The sequence below is a fragment of the Phenylobacterium sp. genome, assembly GCF_036563385.1.
In the GTDB taxonomy this organism is placed as follows: domain Bacteria; phylum Pseudomonadota; class Alphaproteobacteria; order Caulobacterales; family Caulobacteraceae; genus Phenylobacterium.
The window spans coordinates 262,171-282,370 of record NZ_DATCML010000004.1; the positions used below are offsets into that span (position 1 = coordinate 262,171).

14 protein-coding genes are annotated in these 20,200 nt (G+C 69.5%); 6 read left to right on the forward strand and 8 right to left on the reverse strand.

Features of this window, described 5'->3' with window-relative positions:
* The first annotated feature begins 37 nt into the window (after positions 1 to 37).
* From VIL67_RS02145 to VIL67_RS02155, 3 genes are read left to right on the forward strand one after another with little or no spacing between them, the layout of a single operon-like run.
* Positions 38 to 1,162, forward strand: coding sequence for a divergent polysaccharide deacetylase family protein (locus VIL67_RS02145; protein ID WP_332047974.1), 1,125 nt, complete (start codon positions 38 to 40; stop codon positions 1,160 to 1,162).
* Positions 1,159 to 1,665, forward strand: a complete 507-nt coding sequence (locus VIL67_RS02150) for an RNA pyrophosphohydrolase (protein ID WP_332047193.1) — start codon at positions 1,159 to 1,161, stop codon at positions 1,663 to 1,665. Before VIL67_RS02145 ends, VIL67_RS02150 begins: the two co-directional genes overlap by 4 nt.
* Positions 1,662 to 2,423: an alpha/beta hydrolase gene (locus VIL67_RS02155; RefSeq protein WP_332047194.1), complete on the forward strand. Its 762-nt coding sequence runs from the start codon at positions 1,662 to 1,664 to the stop codon at positions 2,421 to 2,423. Before VIL67_RS02150 ends, VIL67_RS02155 begins: the two co-directional genes overlap by 4 nt.
* On the opposite strand, the gene sugE is transcribed toward VIL67_RS02155, so the two are convergent.
* The 7 genes from sugE to VIL67_RS02190 form a co-directional block, all read right to left on the reverse strand.
* Positions 2,420 to 2,749 (reverse strand): quaternary ammonium compound efflux SMR transporter SugE, encoded by a 330-nt coding sequence (gene sugE / locus VIL67_RS02160; protein ID WP_332047195.1) that lies wholly within the window; start codon positions 2,747 to 2,749, stop codon positions 2,420 to 2,422. The genes VIL67_RS02155 and sugE overlap by 4 nt on opposite strands.
* A 96-nt stretch (positions 2,750 to 2,845) precedes the next feature.
* The gene (locus VIL67_RS02165; protein ID WP_332047196.1) at positions 2,846 to 3,508 is read right to left on the reverse strand and encodes a hypothetical protein; all 663 of its coding nucleotides are present in this window, start codon (positions 3,506 to 3,508) and stop codon (positions 2,846 to 2,848) included.
* 99 nt (positions 3,509 to 3,607) lie between these two features.
* Positions 3,608 to 3,871, reverse strand: a complete 264-nt coding sequence (locus VIL67_RS02170) for an ATP synthase F1 subunit epsilon (RefSeq protein ID WP_332047197.1) — start codon at positions 3,869 to 3,871, stop codon at positions 3,608 to 3,610.
* A gap of 6 nt (positions 3,872 to 3,877) precedes the next feature.
* Positions 3,878 to 5,413 (reverse strand): F0F1 ATP synthase subunit beta, encoded by a 1,536-nt coding sequence (atpD, locus tag VIL67_RS02175; protein ID WP_414696170.1) that lies wholly within the window; start codon positions 5,411 to 5,413, stop codon positions 3,878 to 3,880.
* An 18-nt stretch (positions 5,414 to 5,431) separates the two neighbouring features.
* Positions 5,432 to 6,304, reverse strand: coding sequence for a F0F1 ATP synthase subunit gamma (locus tag VIL67_RS02180; protein WP_332047198.1), 873 nt, complete (start codon positions 6,302 to 6,304; stop codon positions 5,432 to 5,434).
* Between the two features lie 31 nt (positions 6,305 to 6,335).
* Positions 6,336 to 7,868, reverse strand: a complete 1,533-nt coding sequence (gene atpA / locus VIL67_RS02185) for a F0F1 ATP synthase subunit alpha (RefSeq protein WP_332047199.1) — start codon at positions 7,866 to 7,868, stop codon at positions 6,336 to 6,338.
* A gap of 4 nt (positions 7,869 to 7,872) precedes the next feature.
* A complete protein-coding gene (locus VIL67_RS02190) occupies positions 7,873 to 8,427 on the reverse strand; it encodes a F0F1 ATP synthase subunit delta (protein WP_332047200.1) in 555 nt (184 codons plus the stop codon).
* A 499-nt stretch (positions 8,428 to 8,926) separates the two neighbouring features.
* Between VIL67_RS02190 and VIL67_RS02195 the strand changes: the two genes are divergently transcribed.
* Together VIL67_RS02195 and VIL67_RS02200 are read left to right on the forward strand one after the other, a co-directional pair.
* Positions 8,927 to 11,677 carry a Calx-beta domain-containing protein gene (locus tag VIL67_RS02195; RefSeq protein WP_332047201.1) on the forward strand — a complete coding sequence of 917 codons (2,751 nt, stop codon included), beginning with the start codon at positions 8,927 to 8,929 and terminating at the stop codon, positions 11,675 to 11,677.
* Between the two features lie 212 nt (positions 11,678 to 11,889).
* Positions 11,890 to 17,499 carry a type I secretion C-terminal target domain-containing protein gene (locus VIL67_RS02200; RefSeq protein WP_332047202.1) on the forward strand — a complete coding sequence of 1,870 codons (5,610 nt, stop codon included), beginning with the start codon at positions 11,890 to 11,892 and terminating at the stop codon, positions 17,497 to 17,499.
* Positions 17,500 to 17,572: 73 nt separating this feature from the next.
* Here VIL67_RS02200 and VIL67_RS02205 read toward each other — a convergent pair whose 3' ends face one another.
* A complete protein-coding gene (locus VIL67_RS02205) occupies positions 17,573 to 17,917 on the reverse strand; it encodes a DUF8200 family protein (protein ID WP_332047203.1) in 345 nt (114 codons plus the stop codon).
* 290 nt (positions 17,918 to 18,207) lie between these two features.
* On the opposite strand from VIL67_RS02205, the gene VIL67_RS02210 reads away from it, so the two are divergent.
* Positions 18,208 to 20,196: a transglycosylase domain-containing protein gene (locus VIL67_RS02210; RefSeq protein ID WP_332047204.1), complete on the forward strand. Its 1,989-nt coding sequence runs from the start codon at positions 18,208 to 18,210 to the stop codon at positions 20,194 to 20,196.
* Positions 20,197 to 20,200 lie beyond the last annotated feature (4 nt).

Sequence of the window (20,200 nt, forward strand, 5' to 3'; positions counted from 1 at the left end):
GGAGGCTCCGGCCACAGGAGCGTCCCGACCCGTGGCCATGATCGCGATTCCCCGTCTGCAGGCGCCGGCGTTCAGCCTGGCGAAGCTGCGCGGGCTGGCCGCCAGCCCCTACGCCGGCGTCGGGGCGGCTGGCGCCCTGCTGCTCGTGGCGGCCGCGGGCCTGCTCAGCATGATGGGCCCGGCCGAGCCGCAGGGCCGCGGCGTCCAGGTCTCCCTGGCCGCCACCCTGCGCCACGCCCCCGCCGGCTGGCGCGAGGCGCTGCCGCGCGGCAAGGCCGGCGAGGTGAGCGAGGATATCGTGCGGCTGTCGGAGCGGCCCCTCGGCCCCGGCGGAGCGGAGCACGGGGACGACGCCCCGGCGCCGGTCCCCCGGCTGGCCGCCGGCGCGCCCCTGCCCCGCGCGCCGATCGCCGGCCTCTTCGCGCCCGGACCCGGCGGGCCGCTGCCGATCATCGCAGCCGACGGCCGCACGCCCTTCCAGGCCTACGCCCGGCCGTTCCACGATAACGGCAAGCCCAAGGTGGCCCTGGTGATCGGCGGCCTGGGCCTGAACGCCCGCGCCACGCAACAGGCCATCGAGACCCTGCCCGCGCCGGTGACCCTGTCCTTCGTGGTCTACGCGGAAGGGCTGCAGGGCTGGATCGACCTCGCTCGCCAGCACGGCCACGAGGTGCTGCTCGAGACCCCGATGGAGCCCGAGAACTTCCCGGAAAACGACCCCGGCCCCTACGCCCTGATGGTCGGCGGCGGCGCGCCCGAGACGGCCAAGAAGCTGGAGTGGGTGCTGTCGCGCGCCACCGGCTATTTCGGGGTGACCAACTACCTGGGCTCGCGCTTCCTGGCCGACGAGGGCGCCTACCAGGGCTTCGCCGCGGCGGTGCGCGCCCGCGGGCTGGGCTTCATTGACGACGGCTCGGCGAGCCGGCGGGGCGGCGGCCTCCCCCGGGCCTCGGCCGACCGGGTCATCGACGACCAGCTGACCGCCAAGGCCATCGACCAGCAGCTGCTGGCGCTGGAAGCCGGCGCCCTGCAGCGCGGCCACGCCCTGGGCGCCGGGTTCGCCTATCCGGTAACCCTCGAGAAGGTCGCGCGTTGGGCTGCGAGCGTGGAGCAGAGGGGCTATCAGCTGGCCCCCGCGTCCGCGCTTGCGGTGAAGCGATGAGCCACGAGAGCGACGACCTTCCGCATCATCGGCCGAACGTCGGGGTGGTGCTCTTCCACCCGGACGGGCGGGTCTGGCTGGGACGCCGCGCGGGCACGCCGGAGCCGTGGAACTGGCAGTTTCCGCAAGGTGGGGTGGACACGGGCGAAGACCTGGAGGCGGCCGCGCGTCGCGAGCTTGCCGAGGAGACGGGGGCCACCAGCGTCACCTATCTCGGCCGCACCGACGGCTGGATCGCCTACGACTTCCCGGAAGGCTGGGGCGGGTCGAAGGCCTGGCGCGGCTTCAAGGGCCAGAAGCAGGTCTGGTTCGCCTTCCGGTTCGAGGGCGACGAAGCGGAGTTCGACCTCGCCGCCCACCACGAGCCGGAGTTCGACGCCTGGCGCTGGGCGTGGCTGGCCGAGGCGCCGGAGCTGATCGTGCCGTTCAAGCGGGCGGCCTACGAGCAGGTGGTGCGCGCATTCGAACGCTTCGCGGCGCCGCCGCCTGCGGGCGTCCCATGACGACCGTCGTGATGGTCCACGGGGCCTTCTGCGGCGGCTGGGCTTTCGAGCGTTTTCGCACCGCCTTCGAGGCGGCGGGCCACCGGGTGCTGACGCCAGACCTCCGGGGACACGGTCCGGGAGATCCGCGGGACGCGGTCAAGAACCTGTCGATGACCGACTACGCCGGCGACATCGGCGCGCTCTGCGCGCGGCTGCCGGAGCCGCCGGTGCTGGTCGGCCATTCCATGGGCGGGCTGGTGGCGCAGATGGCGGCCCGGCAGGCGCGTCCCCGGGCGCTGGTGCTGCTCGCGCCCTCGGCGCCCTGGGGCGTGACGGGGTCGAGCTTCGAGGAGGCGGCCACCGCCTTCGGCGTGCACATGCTGGGGCCGTTCTCCTCCGGAGCCGTGGAGCCGGACCTGGCCCTGATGAACCGCTACAGCCTGAGCCGCATGCCGCCGGGCTCGCGCCGCCCGATCCTTGAGCGGCTGCGGCCCGAGAGCGCGCGGGCGCTGCGCGAGACGCTGAACTGGTGGCTGGACCCGTTCATGACCACCAGCGTCGGCGCAGGCGCGCTGGACGTGCCGGCCCTGGCCGTCGCCGGGAGCGAGGACCTGGTCCATCCGCCCGCGACGGTGCGGCTGACCGCGGGGCGCGTCGGAGCCCAGTTCGTCGAGATGCCCGGGATGAGCCATTGGCTGCTCGGCGAACCGGGCTGGGACGCTGTCGCCGAGCGCGTGCTGGAGTGGCTGGCCCGGGAAGCTCGCGCCGCGGCCTAGGCGCCGCCGCCAGGGCTGAGGAACTTCAGCCCCAGGATTCCGGCGATGATCAGGCCCAGGCACATCAGGCGCAGGGCCGTCGCGGGCTCCTTGAAGAGCACGATGCCCAGCACCGCCGTGCCGACCGCGCCGATCCCGGTCCAGACGGCATAGGCGGTGCCAATCGGCAGGCTGCGCACCGCAAGGCCGAGCAGACCCATGCTGAGCACCAGGCTCACGCCCGTGAAGATGGTCGGCCCGAGGCGGGTGAAGCCCTCGGTGTACTTCAGGCCGATCGCCCAGCCGATCTCGAACAGGCCGGCGACGAACAGGATGACCCAGGCCATGTCGGCCTCCATGGGCTCTGCGGGGCCGTCCCCGCGGACAAAAGAAAAGCGCCGGGGTCGTCCCCGGCGCTGATCAGGTCGGCGCTGGGCCGGAGCCTAGAGCTTGCGCTCCTGGTACTGCAGGGTGCCCATGTCGTAGCGGGCGTTCACCTGGCTGTCGTCGGGCTTGCGCACGGTCGAGAAGTTCAGGCCGACCGACTGGTTGGAGGACACGTGTTCCCACGAACGGCGCACGCGCTTCAGGCCGTCCGGGTCGACCGGCTGCGTGTAGTTGGCGGTGGGGTCGAGCGGCGGTTGGCGGGTGAAGGCCCACACGTTCAGCGCCTTGGCGATCTCTTCCGCCTTGCCCGGGCCGTAGCGCAGCTCGGCGAAGCAGACGTCCTTGTTGGAGCCCTGCGGGAACAGGACGATGGAGAAGTTCTTCTGGCCGCCCAGGGGCTTGGCCCAGGTCTGGTCGCGGCGGTTCTGGCGGAAGCCCTGCGCCTTGGCGAGGTCGTCCAGCTTCTGGCCGCGGACGGCCGGCACGCAGACGTTGTCGAGGGCCGCCAGCACCTCGGCGGCGTCACCGGCCGTGGGCAGGGTCGGAGCCGGCGCCGCGGCGGCGGGCGCCTGGGCGGCCGGGTCAGCGGCGGGCGCCGGAGCGGACGCGGGCGCAGCTGGGGGCGCGGCGGCCGGCGCAGGCTGCGCGGCAGGCGCCTGGGCGTGGGCCGCACCGGCGAGGCCGGCGGCGAGGATGAGGCTGGCGAAGGCAGTACGCATGGACGTTCCCCTGACTTTTCGCGTGCAATCAAACCGATAGAGGGCGCCGGAGGCAAGGCCCCACGGCGCCCTCATTGGGTCCGTCGTCTCAGCTGGCCGTCAGGCCGCCTCGACTGCGTGCTCGGCAAGCACGGTGAGGCCTTCCGGACTCACGTCGGCGAAGCCGCCGCGGATCTCATAGACCTTCACCTGCCCGTTGTTGTGCACCCGCAGCTGGCCTTCCTTCAGCGCCGTCATGAACGGCGCGTGGTTGGCGAGCACGCCGAAGTCACCCTCGGCGCCCGGCGCGTCCACCTGGTCCACCAGGCCCGCGAACAGCTCGCGTTCCGGGGAGACCAGGGAAAAGTGGAGCTTTGCCGCCATGGTCGCTTAGGCTTCCGCCGCCATCTTCTCGGCCTTGGCCACGGCTTCTTCGATGGTGCCGACCATGTAGAAGGCGGCTTCCGGCAGGTGGTCGTACTCGCCGTCGCAGATCGCCTTGAACGAGCGGATCGTGTCCTTCAGCTCGACGAAGGCGCCGGGCGTGTTGGTGAACTGCTCGGCCACGTGGAAGGGCTGCGAGAGGAACTTCTGGATCTTCCGCGCGCGGGCCACGGTCAGCTTGTCCTCTTCGGACAGCTCGTCCATGCCCAGGATGGCGATGATGTCCTTCAGCGCCTTGTACTGCTGGAGGATCTCCTGGGTGCGGCGCGCGACGGTGTAGTGCTCCTCGCCGATCACCAGCGGGTCCATGATCCGCGAGGTGGAGTCCAGCGGGTCCACGGCGGGGAAGATGGCCTGGGCGGCGATGTCGCGCGACAGCACGGTGGTGGCGTCCAGGTGGGCGAACGAGGTGGCGGGCGCCGGGTCGGTCAGGTCGTCGGCGGGCACGTAGATGGCCTGCACCGAGGTGATCGAGCCCTTGTTGGTCGAGGTGATCCGCTCCTGCAGGTTGCCCATCTCGGTGGCCAGGGTGGGCTGATAGCCCACGGCCGAGGGGATGCGGCCCAGCAGAGCCGACACTTCCGCGCCGGCCTGGGTGAAGCGGAAGATGTTGTCGACGAACAGCAGCACGTCCTTGCCTTCCACGTCGCGGAAGTACTCGGCCTGGGTCAGGCCGGTCAGGGCGACGCGGGCGCGGGCGCCCGGGGGCTCGTTCATCTGGCCGTACACCAGGGCGCACTTGGAGCCTTCGGTGGTGCCGTTGTTCTTCTTCGGGTCCACGTTCACGTTGGACTCGATCATCTCGTGGTAGAGGTCGTTCCCTTCACGGGTCCGCTCGCCCACGCCCGCCAGCACGGAGTAGCCGCCGTAGGCCTTGGCGATGTTGTTGATCAACTCCTGCATCGTCACGGTCTTGCCGACGCCGGCGCCGCCGAACAGGCCGATCTTGCCGCCCTTGGTGTAGGGGCACATCAGGTCGATGACCTTGATGCCGGTGACGAGCACTTCGGCCGAGGTCGACTGTTCCGCGAAGCTGGGCGCCTCGCGGTGGATCGGGGCGTACTCGGTGGTGTTGATCGGGCCGGCCTCGTCGATCGGCTCGCCGATGACGTTCATGATGCGGCCGAGCGTGCCCGGGCCCACCGGCACGCGGATCGAGGCGCCCGTGTCGGTCACCGGCTGGCCGCGGGTCAGGCCCTCAGTGGTGTCCATGGCGATCGTGCGGACGGTGTTCTCGCCCAGGTGCTGGGCGACCTCGAGCACCAGGCGGAACGGCGCGCCGGTCCGCTGGTCGGTGTTGGAGGTCTCCAGGGCGTTCATGATGGCCGGGAGGTGGCCTTCGAACTGCACGTCGACGACGGCGCCGATGACCTGGACGATCCGGCCGGTGGCGATGCCGGCCGCGACGGGCAGGTTCGGGGTCGCGGCGGCGGCCTTGGCCGGGGTGCGGCGGGGCTTCTTGGGGGCGGCGGCTTCAGACATGTCTCAGTCTCTTTTCGTTTAGATCGCTTCGGCGCCGGAGATGATCTCGATCAGCTCCTTGGTGATCTGCGCCTGGCGTGAGCGGTTGTACTGCAGGGTGAGGCTGGCGATCATGTCGCCGGCGTTGCGCGTGGCGTTGTCCATCGCCGACATCTGGGCGGCGAAGAAGCCCGCCTGGTTCTCCAGCATGGCGGAGAACAGCTGGGTCGTGATGTTGCGGGGCAGCAGCTCCTCGAGGATCGCCGCCTCGTCGGGCTCGTACTCGTAGGCCGCGCCGCGCAGGTCGATCGCCTGACCGCCAGCGGCGACTTCCGCCGGGATCAGCTGCCTCACGGTCGGCACCTGGGCGACCACCGACTGGAAGCGACTGTAGACCAGGGTGACCACGTCCACTTCGCCGGCTTCAAACAGCTCGCGGATGCGAGCGGAGACCTCTTCGGCCACCGCCAGGGACGGGTTGCCGCCGGCCTCGAAGGTGCCCGCCGTGCGGTCGCCGTAGAGGCGGCGCAGCTGGTCGCGCGCCTTACGGCCGATGGTCAGGACGCGGACGTCCTTGCCTTCGGATTGCAGGCGGTTGATGCGCTCGCGCGCGGCGCGGACGATCGACGAGTTGAAGCCGCCAGCGAGGCCGCGGTCGGACGTCGCCACCACCACGAGGTGGCGACGGTCGGACCCGGTGCCGACCAGCAGCCGGGGCGCGCCGTCGCCGGAAACGCCCGAGGCCAGGTTGGCGATGACCGCCGCCATGCGCTGAGCATAGGGACGGGCGTTCTGGGCCGCGTCCTGCGCCTTCCGCAGCTTGGCGGCCGCGACCATCTGCATCGCCTTCGTGATCTTCTGCGTGGCTTTCACGCTTCCGATCCGATTGCGCATCTCCTTGAGGCTGGCCATCGCCGGCTACTTTCTCCCCAGGGCCAGACGCTTAGGCGAACTTCTCGGCGAAGGCGCCGAGGATCTGCTTCAGGCGGTCTTCCACCGGGCCGAGGTCCTTCTTGGTGCGGATCTCGTCCAGGATGTCCTGGTGCTGGGCGTGCATGTGCGCCAGCAGCTCCTGCTCGAAGCGGCCGACCTGGGCGGTCGGGACGCGGTCGAGGTAGCCGCGGGTGCCCGCGTAGACGCTGACCACCTGCTCCTCAACGGCCAGCGGCGAGTACTGAGGCTGCTTCAGCAGCTCGGTCAGGCGCTCGCCGCGGGCCAGCTGGCGCTGGGTCGCCACGTCGAGGTCGGAACCGAACTTCGCGAAGGCCGCCATCTCCCGGTACTGGGCGAGCTCGCCCTTGATCGGGCCGGCGGCGTTCTTCATCGCCTTGATCTGGGCCGACGAGCCCACGCGCGACACCGAGATGCCGACGTTCACCGCCGGGCGGATGCCCTGGAAGAACAGATCGGTCTCGAGGAAGATCTGGCCGTCGGTGATCGAGATGACGTTGGTGGGAATGTAGGCCGAGACGTCGTTCGCCTGGGTTTCGATGACCGGCAGGGCGGTCAGCGAGCCGAGGCCGTTGTCCTCGTTCAGCTTCGCCGCGCGCTCCAGCAGGCGCGAGTGCAGGTAGAAGACGTCGCCCGGGTAGGCTTCGCGGCCCGGCGGACGGCGCAGCAGCAGCGACATCTGGCGGTAGGCGACGGCCTGCTTGGACAGGTCGTCATAGATGATGACGGCGTGCATGCCGTTGTCGCGGAACCACTCGCCCATGGCGCAGCCGGAGAAGGGCGCCAGGAACTGCAGCGGGGCCGGCTCGGAGGCCGTGGCGGACACCACGATGGTGTATTCCAGCGCGCCACGCTCCTCGAGCGTCTTCACGATCTGAGCGACGGTGGAGCGCTTCTGGCCGATGGCGACGTAGATGCAGTACAGCTTCTGCGACTCGTCGCCGGTCGCGTTCACCTGCTTCTGGTTCAGGATGGTGTCGACCGCGACGGCGGTCTTGCCAGTCTGCCGGTCGCCGATGATCAGCTCGCGCTGGCCGCGGCCGACCGGGATCAGGGTGTCGATGGCCTTCAGGCCGGTCTGCACCGGCTCGTGCACCGACTTCCGCGGGATGATGCCGGGGGCCTTCACGTCCACGCGGCGGCGCTCGGCCACGTTCTGGATCGGGCCCTTGCCGTCGATGGGCTCGCCCAGCGGGTTCACGACGCGGCCGAGCAGGCCCTTGCCAACCGGCACGTCCACGATTTCGCCGAGGCGGCGGACTTCGTCGCCTTCCCGGATCGCGCGGTCTTCGCCGAAGATCACGACCCCGACGTTGTCGCGCTCGAGGTTCAGGGCCATGCCCTTCACGCCGGCGGAGGGGAACTCCACCATTTCGCCGGCCTGGACGTTGTCGAGGCCGAACACGCGGGCGATGCCGTCGCCGACGGACAGCACCGAACCGACGTCGGAAACGTCGGCTTCTTCGCCGAAGTTGGCGATCTGCGACTTGAGGATGGCCGAAATTTCGGCGGCGCGGATATCCATGGGCTTACGCTCTCTTGAGGGCGAATTTCAGGGAGTCGAGCTTCGACTTCAGCGAAGCGTCGAACAGACGGGAACCGACCCGCACCTTGATGCCGCCGAGGATGGCGGGATCGACGCGGGTCTCGATCTCGGGGTCCTTGCCGAGCGCCTGGCGAAGAGCCTGCTGGACGCCCTGGGCCTGGGCCGGGGTGAGGGGAACGGCGGTGGTCACCTGGGCGGAGACCGCGCCGCGCGCTTCGGCAGATAGGCGCTCGAAGCCGGTTATGACAGAGGAGAGGGCGCCGGATCGGCCGTTCGCCGCCAGCAGCCCCAGGAACTTCTGAGTCGTCGCGTGGAAAGCCGCGCGTTGCGCGATCGCCGACAGGCCCCGCCGCTTGGCCTCGGCGTCGAAGGCCGGCGACCCCAGCAGGAGCTGGAGGTCGCGGCTTTCGGCCAGAGCCGTCTTCAGCGACTTGAGGTCGGCCTCGACGGCCGCCACCGCGTTCTGGTCTCTCGCGAGATCGAACAGGGCCTGGGCATATCTGCCGCCCACGTTCGAAGCTTGGGAATCGTCCGCCACTTAATTTCCGCCCGGTGCGTTTAGACAGCCGCGCCGGTCAACTCCGTCGCAGCCTAAAGGCCTGAAAGCGCTAAAGAAAAGCGCTCTGGTCCGACACGCTGTGGAAGCATCCGGCCCAAAGCCGCGCGCCTAGTATCACGCGATGTTCGGCGCCGCAACCAAACGGCTGCCGAAGCTGCCGTAGGGTTCCACGCCCCCGTAGCCAGGGGCCCGCAAACGTAAGCCCGCTGCAATGCGCTGGCGAACACCGTCGCCCCGGATTGGGCCTGCGCCGCGCGGCTTTCCGCCAGCACACGACAAGGTGCGGAAAAAACTTACGAAATGAAGCTCGGCCCTAGGAACATACCGCCTGTCGACCCGGTTCTCTGGCCGGGAACGTGTGTTTGCACACCCGGTCCCAACTGGTCGCTGCGCCGCAGGGCGCTAGTTTTGGGGCGTTCGATGCATCACTGCCGCCGGTTCGGGCCCGTCGCCCGCGCCTTCTCCCGGAGCCGCTGACATGGCCGGGACCGTTCCTGTCATCACCAATCCGACCCCGCCCGGCGGGCAGCTGTTCGGCAGCGAGGTCGGCCTGCCGCAGGGCAGCAATCCCGGCGGCGCCTCGACCTCGAGCAGCTGGACGTTCACCATCAAGGCCGAGGACGGCGTGCGCGATCTCACGATCGGCGGCTACACGGCCATCCAGGGCGGCGTGTTCACGCCGGGCAGCGTCACCCTTCCCTATGGTCGGCTGTCGGTCACGAGCTACGACCCGGCGAACGGCGCCGTGGGGGTGGCCTTCAACCTCACCGCTCCCATCCAGAGCAGCCTAGGGACCGAGCAGAAGTACGGAGATATCCGCAGCTTCCAAGTCGTCCTGACGGACGCGGACGGCGACGCCGCCCACAGCACCCTGCTGGTGCAGATCCGCGATGACGAGAAGCTCAGCCTGAGCAGCGACAGCGCCAACGTCACCGTGGGCGGTTCGGTCAGCGGGAACCTGGTCACCGGCGGCGCGCCGGACAAGTTCAGCGCTGACGGCTTCGGCCAGGTCGTGCAGATCAGCGGCCGCGACTGGAGCAATGCGGACACCAGCCTCGACGCCCAGGGTCGCCTCAGCATCGCCGGGCAATACGGCGTGCTCACGGTCGCGCCGAACGGGAACTACAGCTACGCGGCGAACGCCGACGCCCCGGCGGGAGCCACCGACGGCTTCTCCTACTGGGCGACCGACGGCGACGGCGACCGGGCCAGCGCAGGCCTCACCATCACCCTCCAGGCCGGCTCCCAGCCGCCTCCGTCGACCGGCGGACAGGTGATCACCTCCCCCGGGCCGGGCTCCACCGTCACCGGCGGCGCAGGCAATGACACCCTCGTCGCTAGCCAGGGCGCCGACGTCCTCACCGGCAATGGCGGCGGGGACGCCTTCACCTTCAAGGCCCTGCCCTGGAGCGCCGGCAAGGTCACCGACTTCGTCGTGGGCACGGATCGGCTGGACCTTTCGGCCATCTTCCAGTCCAGCGGCTACACGGGCTCGGACCCGATGGCGGACGGGCGGCTGACCCTGCAGAGCGACGGGGCCGGCGGGACCAAGGTGTTCTTCGACCGGGACGCCCCGAACGCCGGCGACTGGCCTTTCCACATCACGACCCTGCAGGGCGTCAGCCCCACTGGCCTCACGTGGGCCAAGCTCTCCGGCGGGACCGCCGACCCGGCGCCCGCGGGACCGACCTTCAGCGTCGCGCCGACGAGCATCAGCCAGTCCGAGGGCAACGGCGACGGCGTCACGGAGTACCTGTTCACGGTCACCCGGAACGGCTCGACCGCGGGACCCGTCAGCGTCGACTACACCTCTGCCGGTGTCGGGCCCAACCCCGCCTCGCCCGATGACTTCTGGAGCACCGGCGGGGTGTTACATTTTGCAGACGGCCAAACCTCGGCGACCGCGCTGGTCCGGGTGAAGGGCGACGCGGCGGCTGAGGCCAACGAGACCTTCCAGCTCACCCTCTTGAACGTCACCACCAGCGGCTCGCCGGCGACTGGAACGATCGTAAACGATGACACTACCCAGCCGCCGCCCTCCAGCGACGGTCAGGTGATCACCTCGCCCGGGCCGGGGTCTTCCGTCACGGGCGGGGCCGGGAACGACACCCTGATCGCCAGCCAGGGCGCCGACGTCCTCACCGGCAATGGCGGCGGGGACGCCTTTACGTTCAACGCCCTGCCGTGGAACGCCGGCCGCATCACCGACTTCGCGGTTGGAACGGACCGCCTCGACCTCAAAGCGATCTTCCAGTCCAGCGGCTATAACGGGAGCGATCCGATCGCCGATGGACGCGTGACGCTGCAGAGCGACGGCTCAGGCGGAACGAAGGTGTTTTTCGACCGCGACGCACCGAACGCAGGTGACTGGCCATTCCATATCACGACGCTGCAGGGCGTCAGCCCAGCAGGCCTGACATGGGCGAAGCTTTCCGGCGGCGGTAGCAATCCGCCCACCGCTGGCGGCTCGACGGTCGGCTTCTCCTCTACCGGCTTCACGGTGGTGGAGGGCAACGCAGGCTTCCAAAGGCTGGCGGTGGCGACCGTGACCCGCAGCAGCGGCGAGGGCTCCGCCAGTGTGGACTGGCGACTCGCGCCTTCCGGCGCAACTCCGGTGGACTCGGCTGACTTCATGGGCAGCACCATGCCCGGCTCAGGGATTGTCAACTTCGCGGCGGGCGAGACCAGCAAGCAGATCGCCGTGACAATCAACGGCGACACCACGGCCGAGGCGGACGAGACCTTCACCCTGACGCTTTCGAATGCACAGAACGCCGCCTTAGGGACGAGCAGCACGGTGGTGACGCTGCTGAACGACGATGGCTCCCAGCCCCCGCCGTCCACCAGCGGCCAGGTGCTCCGCTCCGACCAATACGGCGACACCCTGGCCGGCGGCGCGGGCAATGATACCCTGATCGCCGGCCAAGGCCCCGACCGGCTGACCGGCGCGGGCGGCGCGGACCACTTCGTCTACGAGAAGCTGCCCTGGTCCCGGGGCGAGATCGCCGACTTCACGCCCGGCCAGGACCTGCTCGACCTCTCGGCCCTCGCGCCAGGCTACAGCGGTTCCAACCCGATCCGCGACGGCTACCTGGAATTCCGCGACGTGGGCGGCGCCACCCAGGTGATGGTCGACGCCGACGGGCCGGGCGGCGACTGGCCGACGACGGTCACCCTCCTGCGCGGCGTCAGCCCCTCGCAGTTGGGCGCGGGCGACTGGATCTTCTAACAACCGGGCGGCTCTGGAAGCCGCCCGGCATACCGCTCTCTCGAAAGTGATCAGCTCTCGGGAACAGCGTTCCATCGTCCCTGGTTGGTCGCCGTCTCGCGTGCAGCGTTGGAGAGCGCTGCGCGTGGGCGTGGTCGAACGCGATGCTGGGGAAAGTCATCCATGCCGGTCTTGCCGCCTGCACGCCTGCTCGCTCGTGAGGAGGCGCTGCTGTGATTCCGTTCCACATCACCTGGGCCACAGCCGATGCGGCCGGACAACCGATCCCCCTCTCGTCCATCGGCGACGTCTATTGGGATTACGGGAGTCTCCACTACACCGGGCCAGAGGACGCGGGCTTAACTCGTAAGGGAATCAACTTTCCAAGCCAGACGGCTCAGCTGCAACCGTCCGGCGTCCGCATCACCGGCTATGACCGTTCAAGCACCACCGAGTTCTACGGCACGACCAGCCCGCTGGTGAGCGGCGACACCAACGGCCTGAGCGACGTCTATTACCGCTGGAACAACAGCTATACCCAGCTGACCCACGGTAATGGGGCGAGCATCAACCCGCAGTACCTGAGCAGCGGCGCGAACGGCTTCGCTGGCGGGGTCGCCTTCGAAAGCACGGCTACAAACCTGCTCGCGACGCCAGACACCAACGGCGCGAGCGACATCTTCGTGCGCACGTTCGGGACCGGCGGGAGCTTCGGCGCGGCGACGCGCGTCTCAACCACGGCGGCGGGCGGCGAGGCGAATGGCGCCAGCTACGACCTGATCGCCGCCGACTGGCGGCCCTTCGTCCTGTTCACCAGCGACGCCACCAACCTGCTGGGCGATGGCCAGGGCGGGCTGTTCTGGAAGGACCTCGGCAACGGCGTCCTGAAGCGGGCGGATGCGACCAGTGATGGCGCCCGGATCAGCGCGGTCACTGACGCGGCCATCTCCGCCTACGGCCGCTACGTGGTCTTCGCCTCCACGGCGGGGGACGCCGTCTCGGGAGACACCAACGGCGTCAGCGACGTCTTCCTGAAGGACATGGAAACGGGGCAGCTGACCCGGATCTCCACCGGCAGCGACGGCAGCCAGCTCAACTTCGCCGCGGGCAACCCCTCGATCGAGGCCAATGCCCGCTACGTCGCGTTCGAGGGGCAGGGCCAAGTCTGGGTCAAGGACCTCCAGACCGGCGAGCTCGCTCAGCTGACCAACACCTCGGGCGTCAACCGGCTGATCGACTTCTACGGCGACCAGCTGCTGTTCCGGAATGAGGGCGGCGGGCTCCTCCCCGATGTTCCGCACAGCGCGCTGTACGTCGCGACGGTCGGCGAGACCACGACGCCGTTGCGCTCGGCCGTGTCTGCGACCAGCGACACCTTCACCATTCCAAACGGCATCGACGACGCGATCTTCGCCAGCAATCGCGGCGGCTACAACATCACCGGCAATGCGCTCGGCAACAGCTTCACCGGGAGCCACTACGCCAACACCTTCAGCGGCATGGGCGGCGACGACGTCTTCCGCTTCGATCGCGGCCCGGTGACCGCCACCGGCGGCGCCGGCTTCGACCGCTACCTCTTCATTTCATCCAACCCCTACAGCCCCTCGATCATCACCGACTTCAAGATCGGCGAGGACGAGCTCGACTTCCGCTCCATGTTGGGAGCCCGCGCAGGCAGCGATCCCACCGTGGACGGGGTCATTCGCTTCGAGAACGACGGGGCGGGCGGCACGCGCATCCAGTACGACCCTGACGGAAGCGCCGGCTCCGGCGTGGCGGTGACCATGGCCGTCCTGCGCAACGTGCCGGTGTCCAGCGTCACCTGGTCCAATGTCACCGACCGCGACGGCCCAGCCTCGGACGATGCGCCCGTGCTCTCCAGCCAGGCCGGCGGCCAGGGCGGCCCATACTTCTATGCGTCCGTCTCCGAGAGCTCCCTCAGGTACTCCGGAAGCAGCGTCGGAAATGGCGCATTCTACGTCTCCGCCAGCGACGGGCTCGACGACGTCACCGTGGACGGCCGCGCCGTGATCACCGATGGCGTGTTCGCCCCCACCAGCTGGACAACCGCGCTCGGCAACCGGATCGAGTTCGTCAGCTATGACGCCTCCAACGGCCGGGTGCTCTTCAACTACGCGCTGACCGGCGCCGAGCACCACCTCTACGCCGCCGGCCTCGGTGACGACCTGTTGAACGAGGACCTGCAGGTCGTCGCCACCGATCTCGACGGCGACACGGACACCGGCACGCTGCGCGCTTCGATCCGGGATGAAGCGCCCTACGTCCAGGGCGACCTCGACATCGTCGACCGGGCAGACGGCCGGTCCACCGGGAACGTGATCCGCGGGGTGCGCGACGCCGAGGTCCAGTACAGCAGCGGGGTGGACAGCGTACCTCTGGACGGCGCGACGGTCGGCCGCCTGGAGATCATCGGCGGCGTCCGCGACGACACGCCCGACGCCAGCGGCAACTTCGTCGTCGAGGGGACCTACGGCGTCCTCACCCTGAACAAGAGCGGCGACTACACCTATGTGCTGCGCAGCGACGCGCCGCAGTCCGGGTCGGAGCGCTTCGAGTATTGGCTGAAGGACGGCGACGGCCGGCCGCTCCACGACCACACCTACGTGGAGTTCCGCTTCTCGCCCGGCGCAGCGGGCGCGGACGGCGGTCAGGTCATCAACTCGCCGGGGCCGGGCTCCACCGTCGCCGGCGGGCCGGGCAACGACACGATCAACGCCAGCCAGGGGCCGGACGTGCTGACGGGGGGCCAGGGCAACGACGTGTTCGCCTGGGCTCAGGCCCCCTGGTCGCCAGCCCGGGTGACCGACTTCCGCGTCGCCTACAGCTCCGACGGCGACCGGCTCGACCTGTCCAAGGTGCTGCAGTCGGTGGGCTACACCGGCGACGATCCGGTTCGCGATGGCTACATCAAGGTGATCGCCGTGGAAGGCGGCGCCGGCATCCTGCTCGACCGCGACGGCGCGGGCAGCGGCCAGCAGTACGGCGACTACATCATCAAGCTGGACGGGGTGAGCGCCAGCACCCCATGGAGCACCCTGGCCGGCCAGAGCAACGCCTCCTACTGGATCAGCCCCTCCAACCAAACGACTGCAGAAGGCAACTCCGGCTCGACCGCCGTCACCTTCACCGTCAACCGCAGCAATGGCGCCACCGCCGGCCCGGGCACGGTGGACTGGGTGGTCAGCGGCTTCGGCGCGCGACCGGCGGGCGCCGACGACTTCACCGGGGGCGCCTTCCCGACCGGCCGGGTCAGCTTCGCGGCCGGCGAGACTAGCAAGACCATCCAGGTGCTGCTGGCCGGCGACACGGTGGACGAGGGCGAGGAGGGCTACCAGGTCAAGATCACCGCAGCGACCGGCGGCTACATCTCCACGAACACGAGCAGCGCCTTCATCGGCAACGACGACGGCCAGGCGCCGCCGCCTCCGCCCGCGGACGGCGGCCAGGTGCTGACCTCCCCTGGGCCGGGCTCCACCGTCACCGGCGGGAACGGCGCGGACACCATCAACGCCAGCCAGGGCTCCGACCTGCTCACCGGCGGCGGCGGTGGTGACCTCTTCCGCTGGGCCAAGGAGCCCTGGTCCCCCGCCACAGTCACGGACTTCGTAGTGGGCAGCGACAGGATCGACCTGTCGGCCCTGCTGCAGGCGGCGGGCTACACCGGCGCCGATCCGGTCGCCGACAAGTACGTCAGCCTGACCAGCCAGGGCTCGGACACCCTCGTCCTGTTCGACCGGGACGGAAGCGGCTCGGCCCAGCAGTGGCCGAACTACATCATCAAGCTGCAGGGCGTGTCGGGCGCGACATGGACACAGATCTCCGGCGCAGGCGGGGGCACAACGAACCCGCCGCCGCCCGCCGGAGCCCAGCTCAGCTTCTCCACCGCCGCCCTGCGGATGGGAGAAGGAGATTCCGGCGCCTCCCCCTGGACCTTCTATATCTACCGAGGCGGCTCGACCGCCGGGACGTCGACCGCCACCTGGACCGTCACCGGTTCCGGCACGCACCCAGCGGACGGCGCAGATTTCGCCGGCGGGACCCTGCCCAGCGGCACTGTCACCTTTGCGCCAGGCGAGTCCTCCAAGGCGATCGTCATCAATGTCGCCGGCGACACCGTTGGGGAGCGTGACGAAGAGTTCACCGTGACGCTGTCTAACGCATCGGCTGGCACGACCATCACCTCGGCCACGGCGACGGGAACGATCGTGAACGGCGACCCCACCTCGCCCCCACCGCCCGCGCCAGGGCAGGTCTACACTTCGCCTGGACCGGGTTCGACAGTAGTCGGCAGCTCCGGTGACGACACGCTCAACGCCAGCCAGGGCTCCGACATGCTCACCGGCGGCGAAGGCTCGGACACCTTCGCGTGGGCGAAGGAGCCCTGGTCCCCCGCGACTGTCACGGATTTCCTGGTGGGAACGGACCGGATCGACCTCTCGGCTCTGCTGCAGGCCGCGGGCTACACTGGATCGGACCCGGTCGCCGACAAGTACATCACGATCCTTCATAGCGGGTCCGGCGCAAAGGTTCTGTTCGACCGGGACGGTTCGGGCTCGAGCCAGCAATGGCCCAACTACATCATCGAGCTGAAAGGCGTCGCCACGTTAGTGACGTGGGCTGAACTGACACGCAGTGGCGGCGGGGCCACGCCGCCGCCTTCCGGCTCGACGACGTTCGAGTTCAACAGCACGCAAGGCTCAGGCCACGAGGGCAACAGCGCCAACGGCCAGACCCAGTTCATCGTCGTCCGCAGCTCCACCGCGGGGGCTGCGAGCGTCGACTGGACCGTCGCGGGCAATGGATCGAACCCCGCCGCCGCGGCGGACTTCTCCGGCGGCGCCTTCCCGCGCGGGACAGTCACCTTCGCCGCCGGCGAGGGCTCCAAGGTCATCACCATCCCCTTCGCAGCGGACACCGTGGCGGAAGCGGACGAGCAGTTCTACGTCCAGTTGGGCAATCCACAGGGCGGTACGGTCGGAAGCCGCGGCGTGGCCATCGGCACGATCCTGAACGACGATACCGCCAGCCCGCCGCCCGGCAGTGGCTCGACCCTCGGCTTCGGTGGGGGCGGCGGAAGCAGCAACCTTACCGAAGGGAACGGCGGTCCTCGCACGATCGGCATCGGCGTGTACCGGAACGGCGACACCTCAGCCCCGGCGAGCGTAGAGTGGACCGTCACCGGCACCGGCCCCAACCCCGCGGACGCCGCCGACTTCGGCGGCGCCAGTCTGCCAAGCGGCATGGTGAACTTCGCGGCGGGCGAGGCCTATCGCAACGTGGTGATCACGGTGGTCGGCGACACGTCGCACGAGCCGGACGAAGCCTTTGCCGTGACGCTCTCGAACCCACAGGGCGCAACGCTCACAAGCGCCAGCCGCAATGAGATCACCATCCTGAATGACGACACTGCGCCCTCTCCAGAGGGCCAGGTGATCAACTCGCCGGGCCCGGGGTCGAAGCTCAATGGCGGCTCCGGGAACGACACGCTGAACGCCAGCCGCGGGAATGACACGCTCACCGGCGGGGCCGGCGCCGACCACTTCGCCTGGAGCGGCGAGCCGTGGGCTCCGGCCCTGGTCACCGACTTCGCGCCCGGTACCGACAAGATCGATCTGCGTGGGCTCTTCGATGCGGTGGGCTACGCCGGGAGCGACCCGTTCGGGGCCGGATACCTGAAGGTGCAGGCGGACGGCAGCGGCGGGACCCAGGTCCTGTTCGACCGCGACGCGGGTGGCAACAACCCGCAGTGGCCGAACTACATCATCCAGCTGCAGGGCGTGGCGCCCTCAGCGATCGACGCCTCGGACTGGATCTTCCAGTAAGGAAAAAGGGGCGCCGGTCTGCACCGGCGCCCCGAAGTTCAGAAGCTCGACAACAGAGCTGCTGGGAGATCGATTACTGCTTGGCGAGCTGCGGGCCCGCGCCGCCGGCCTTGGCGTAGGCCTGGGCGTTGCAGTCGGAGAGGCGCGCCTCGTCCATGGTCTTGCGGCCGGTGAAGGCGGCCACCGGGCCGACCTTGGTGGCGATGGCCTTGCAGGCCTGGCCCGAGAAGGTCTGGGACGTCGGCGCCGCCGCGACGCAGGTGTCGGCTTCGCAGACGAACATGGCGCCGCCAGCGATGAACTTGGTCTTCTCGGCGACCGGCGACTGAAGCTTGGCGGTGACGGGCTCGCCCGCGAAGGCGGCGCCGGCGGCGAAGGTGGTCAGGGCGGCGCAGGCCGCGAGGAGTTGGAGCTTCACGAGAGCCCTCCAGCGTTTCGGGGAGAAAATCGGCGCCCCTGCTCGAAGGCGCCGGCCTAGCCCGCCGCGTTGGACCAGCTTGGGTATCCCCACCCGCGCTGCACAGCGAACTAAGCATCGCTAAGATAACAGTGTTAAGATCAGGGGCAATCGCTTTTTTCGCAACGCGGCTATGCGGGAATGCAGAGCTGCCTCGCCCGCCCGCGTTCATGTCTCGTCAACATTGTTTCGCCTTGGGTGGCGATGATAGGAACGCCCCGGCCGGGGGGCCCTTCAACTAGGACGACGACATGGCCAATGCGCAGTCGCCGGGTCCGGGCGGTCGCGGACCGCAGCCGCCCAAGCCCAGGCGCTCGCCCCTCCAGGCGCTGATCTACTGGATGCTCGTGCTGGGCGTCTGGGGCCTGATCTTCCTGGTGGCCTTCTTCGCGGTGTTCGCCGTCGACCTGCCCGACACGTCCAAGCTCTACGACGTGAAGCGCCAGCCCTCGATCTCATACCTCGACCGGTCCGGCGCCCTGGTGGCGGTGCGCGGCAGCCAGTACGCGCCGCCTGTCGACCTGGACCAGCTGCCCGACTATGTGCCCAAGGCCTTCATCGCGGTCGAGGACCGCTGGTACTACTTCCACTTCGGCTTCAACCCGTGGGGCATCGTCCGTTCGCAGCTCTACAACATGCGGCGCGAGAGCGGCCCCCTGCGCGGCGGGTCCACCATCACCCAGCAGCTGGCCCGGAACCTCTTCCTGACTCCGAGCCAGAACTACCGCCGTAAGGCCCAGGAGCTGATCCTCGCCGTCTGGCTCGAGGCCCGTTTCTCGAAGAAGCAAATCCTCGAGCTCTACCTGAACCGGGTCTACTTCGGGGCCGGCGCCTACGGCATCGAGGCCGCCTCCCAGCGCTACTTCGGCAAGCCCGCGGCCCAGCTGAGCCTCGGCGAGAGCGCGCTGCTCGCCGGGATGATGAAGGGCCCTTCCCGCTATTCGCCGGTGGCGGCCACCGACCGCGCCGCTCGGCGGGCCACGGTGGTGCTCGACGAGATGGTGGAGGCCAAGTTCATCTCGCCGGAGGAGCGTGAGCAGGCCTTCCGCACCAAGGTGCGCGTGAACCCCGTCCTGGCCAACCAGCGCGCCCAGTACTTCACCGACTGGGTGGACGACCAGGTCCGCAGCCTGGTGGGAGAGCCCACGGAAGACCTGGTGGTGGAGACCACCCTCGACCTGCCGCTGCAGGCGGCCGCGGAACAGGCCATCCAGCAGGGCGTCGCCGCCGCCAAGGCCCAGGGCGTCGAACAGGGCGCCTTGGTCTCGCTCGACGGCGAGGGCCGGATCCGCGCCTACGTGGGCGGGACCAACTACCTGCAGACCCAGTTCGACCGCGCCACCCAGGCGAGGCGCCAGGCCGGCTCGGCCTTCAAGCCCTTCGTCTACCTCACCGCCATGGAAAGCGGCCGCACGCCGGAGACTCCGGTCGTCGACGAGCCGGTGAAGATCGGCAACTGGGAGCCGCGCAACTACACAGGCGAGTACCTGGGCCCGATCACCCTTTCCAAGGCCCTGGAGCAGTCGGTGAACACCGTCGCCGCGCGCCTGGCCAACGAGGTGGGCACCTCGAACGTCGCGGCCACCGCCCGACGGCTGGGCGTCACCTCGCCGATTCAGCTCGATCCCTCCATGGCTCTGGGGGCGGTGGAGGTCAGTCCGCTGGAGATGGCGCAGGCCTATGCGCCCTTCGCCAACGGCGGCTTCCTGGCTCGCGGCTATGGCGTCGAGCGGATCCGCACCGCGTCCGGGCGCGTGCTCTACGACCGCAACGTGGACAAGCCCGGTCGCCAGGCGGTGATCGGCACGCCGGCCCTGCAGTACATGAACCAGATGATGCGGCAGGTGGTCACTCAGGGCACCGGCACGCGCGCCAACGTCGCCGGCTACGATCTGGCCGGCAAGACGGGCACGACCAGCGATTATCGGGACGCCTGGTTCGTCGGCTACACCGGCGGTTTCGTCACCGCGGTCTGGGTCGGCAAGGACAACAACACGCCCATGCGGCGGGTGACGGGGGGAAATGCGCCGGCCGGCATCTGGCGCCAGTACATGGCGGCGGCGCTGCCGCGCCTGAAGGTGCAACCGATCCCCGGCGGCGTGGTGGACCCGAGCCCCGAGCCCGATCCGCTCGGCGACGTCATCGACGGCATCAGCGATCTGTTCGGGGGCGCCGACGATCGCGAGCCGCCGCCAAGCGAGTTCGACCGCCGCCGCGAGCCCGCCGAGCCGCCGTTCTAAGGGG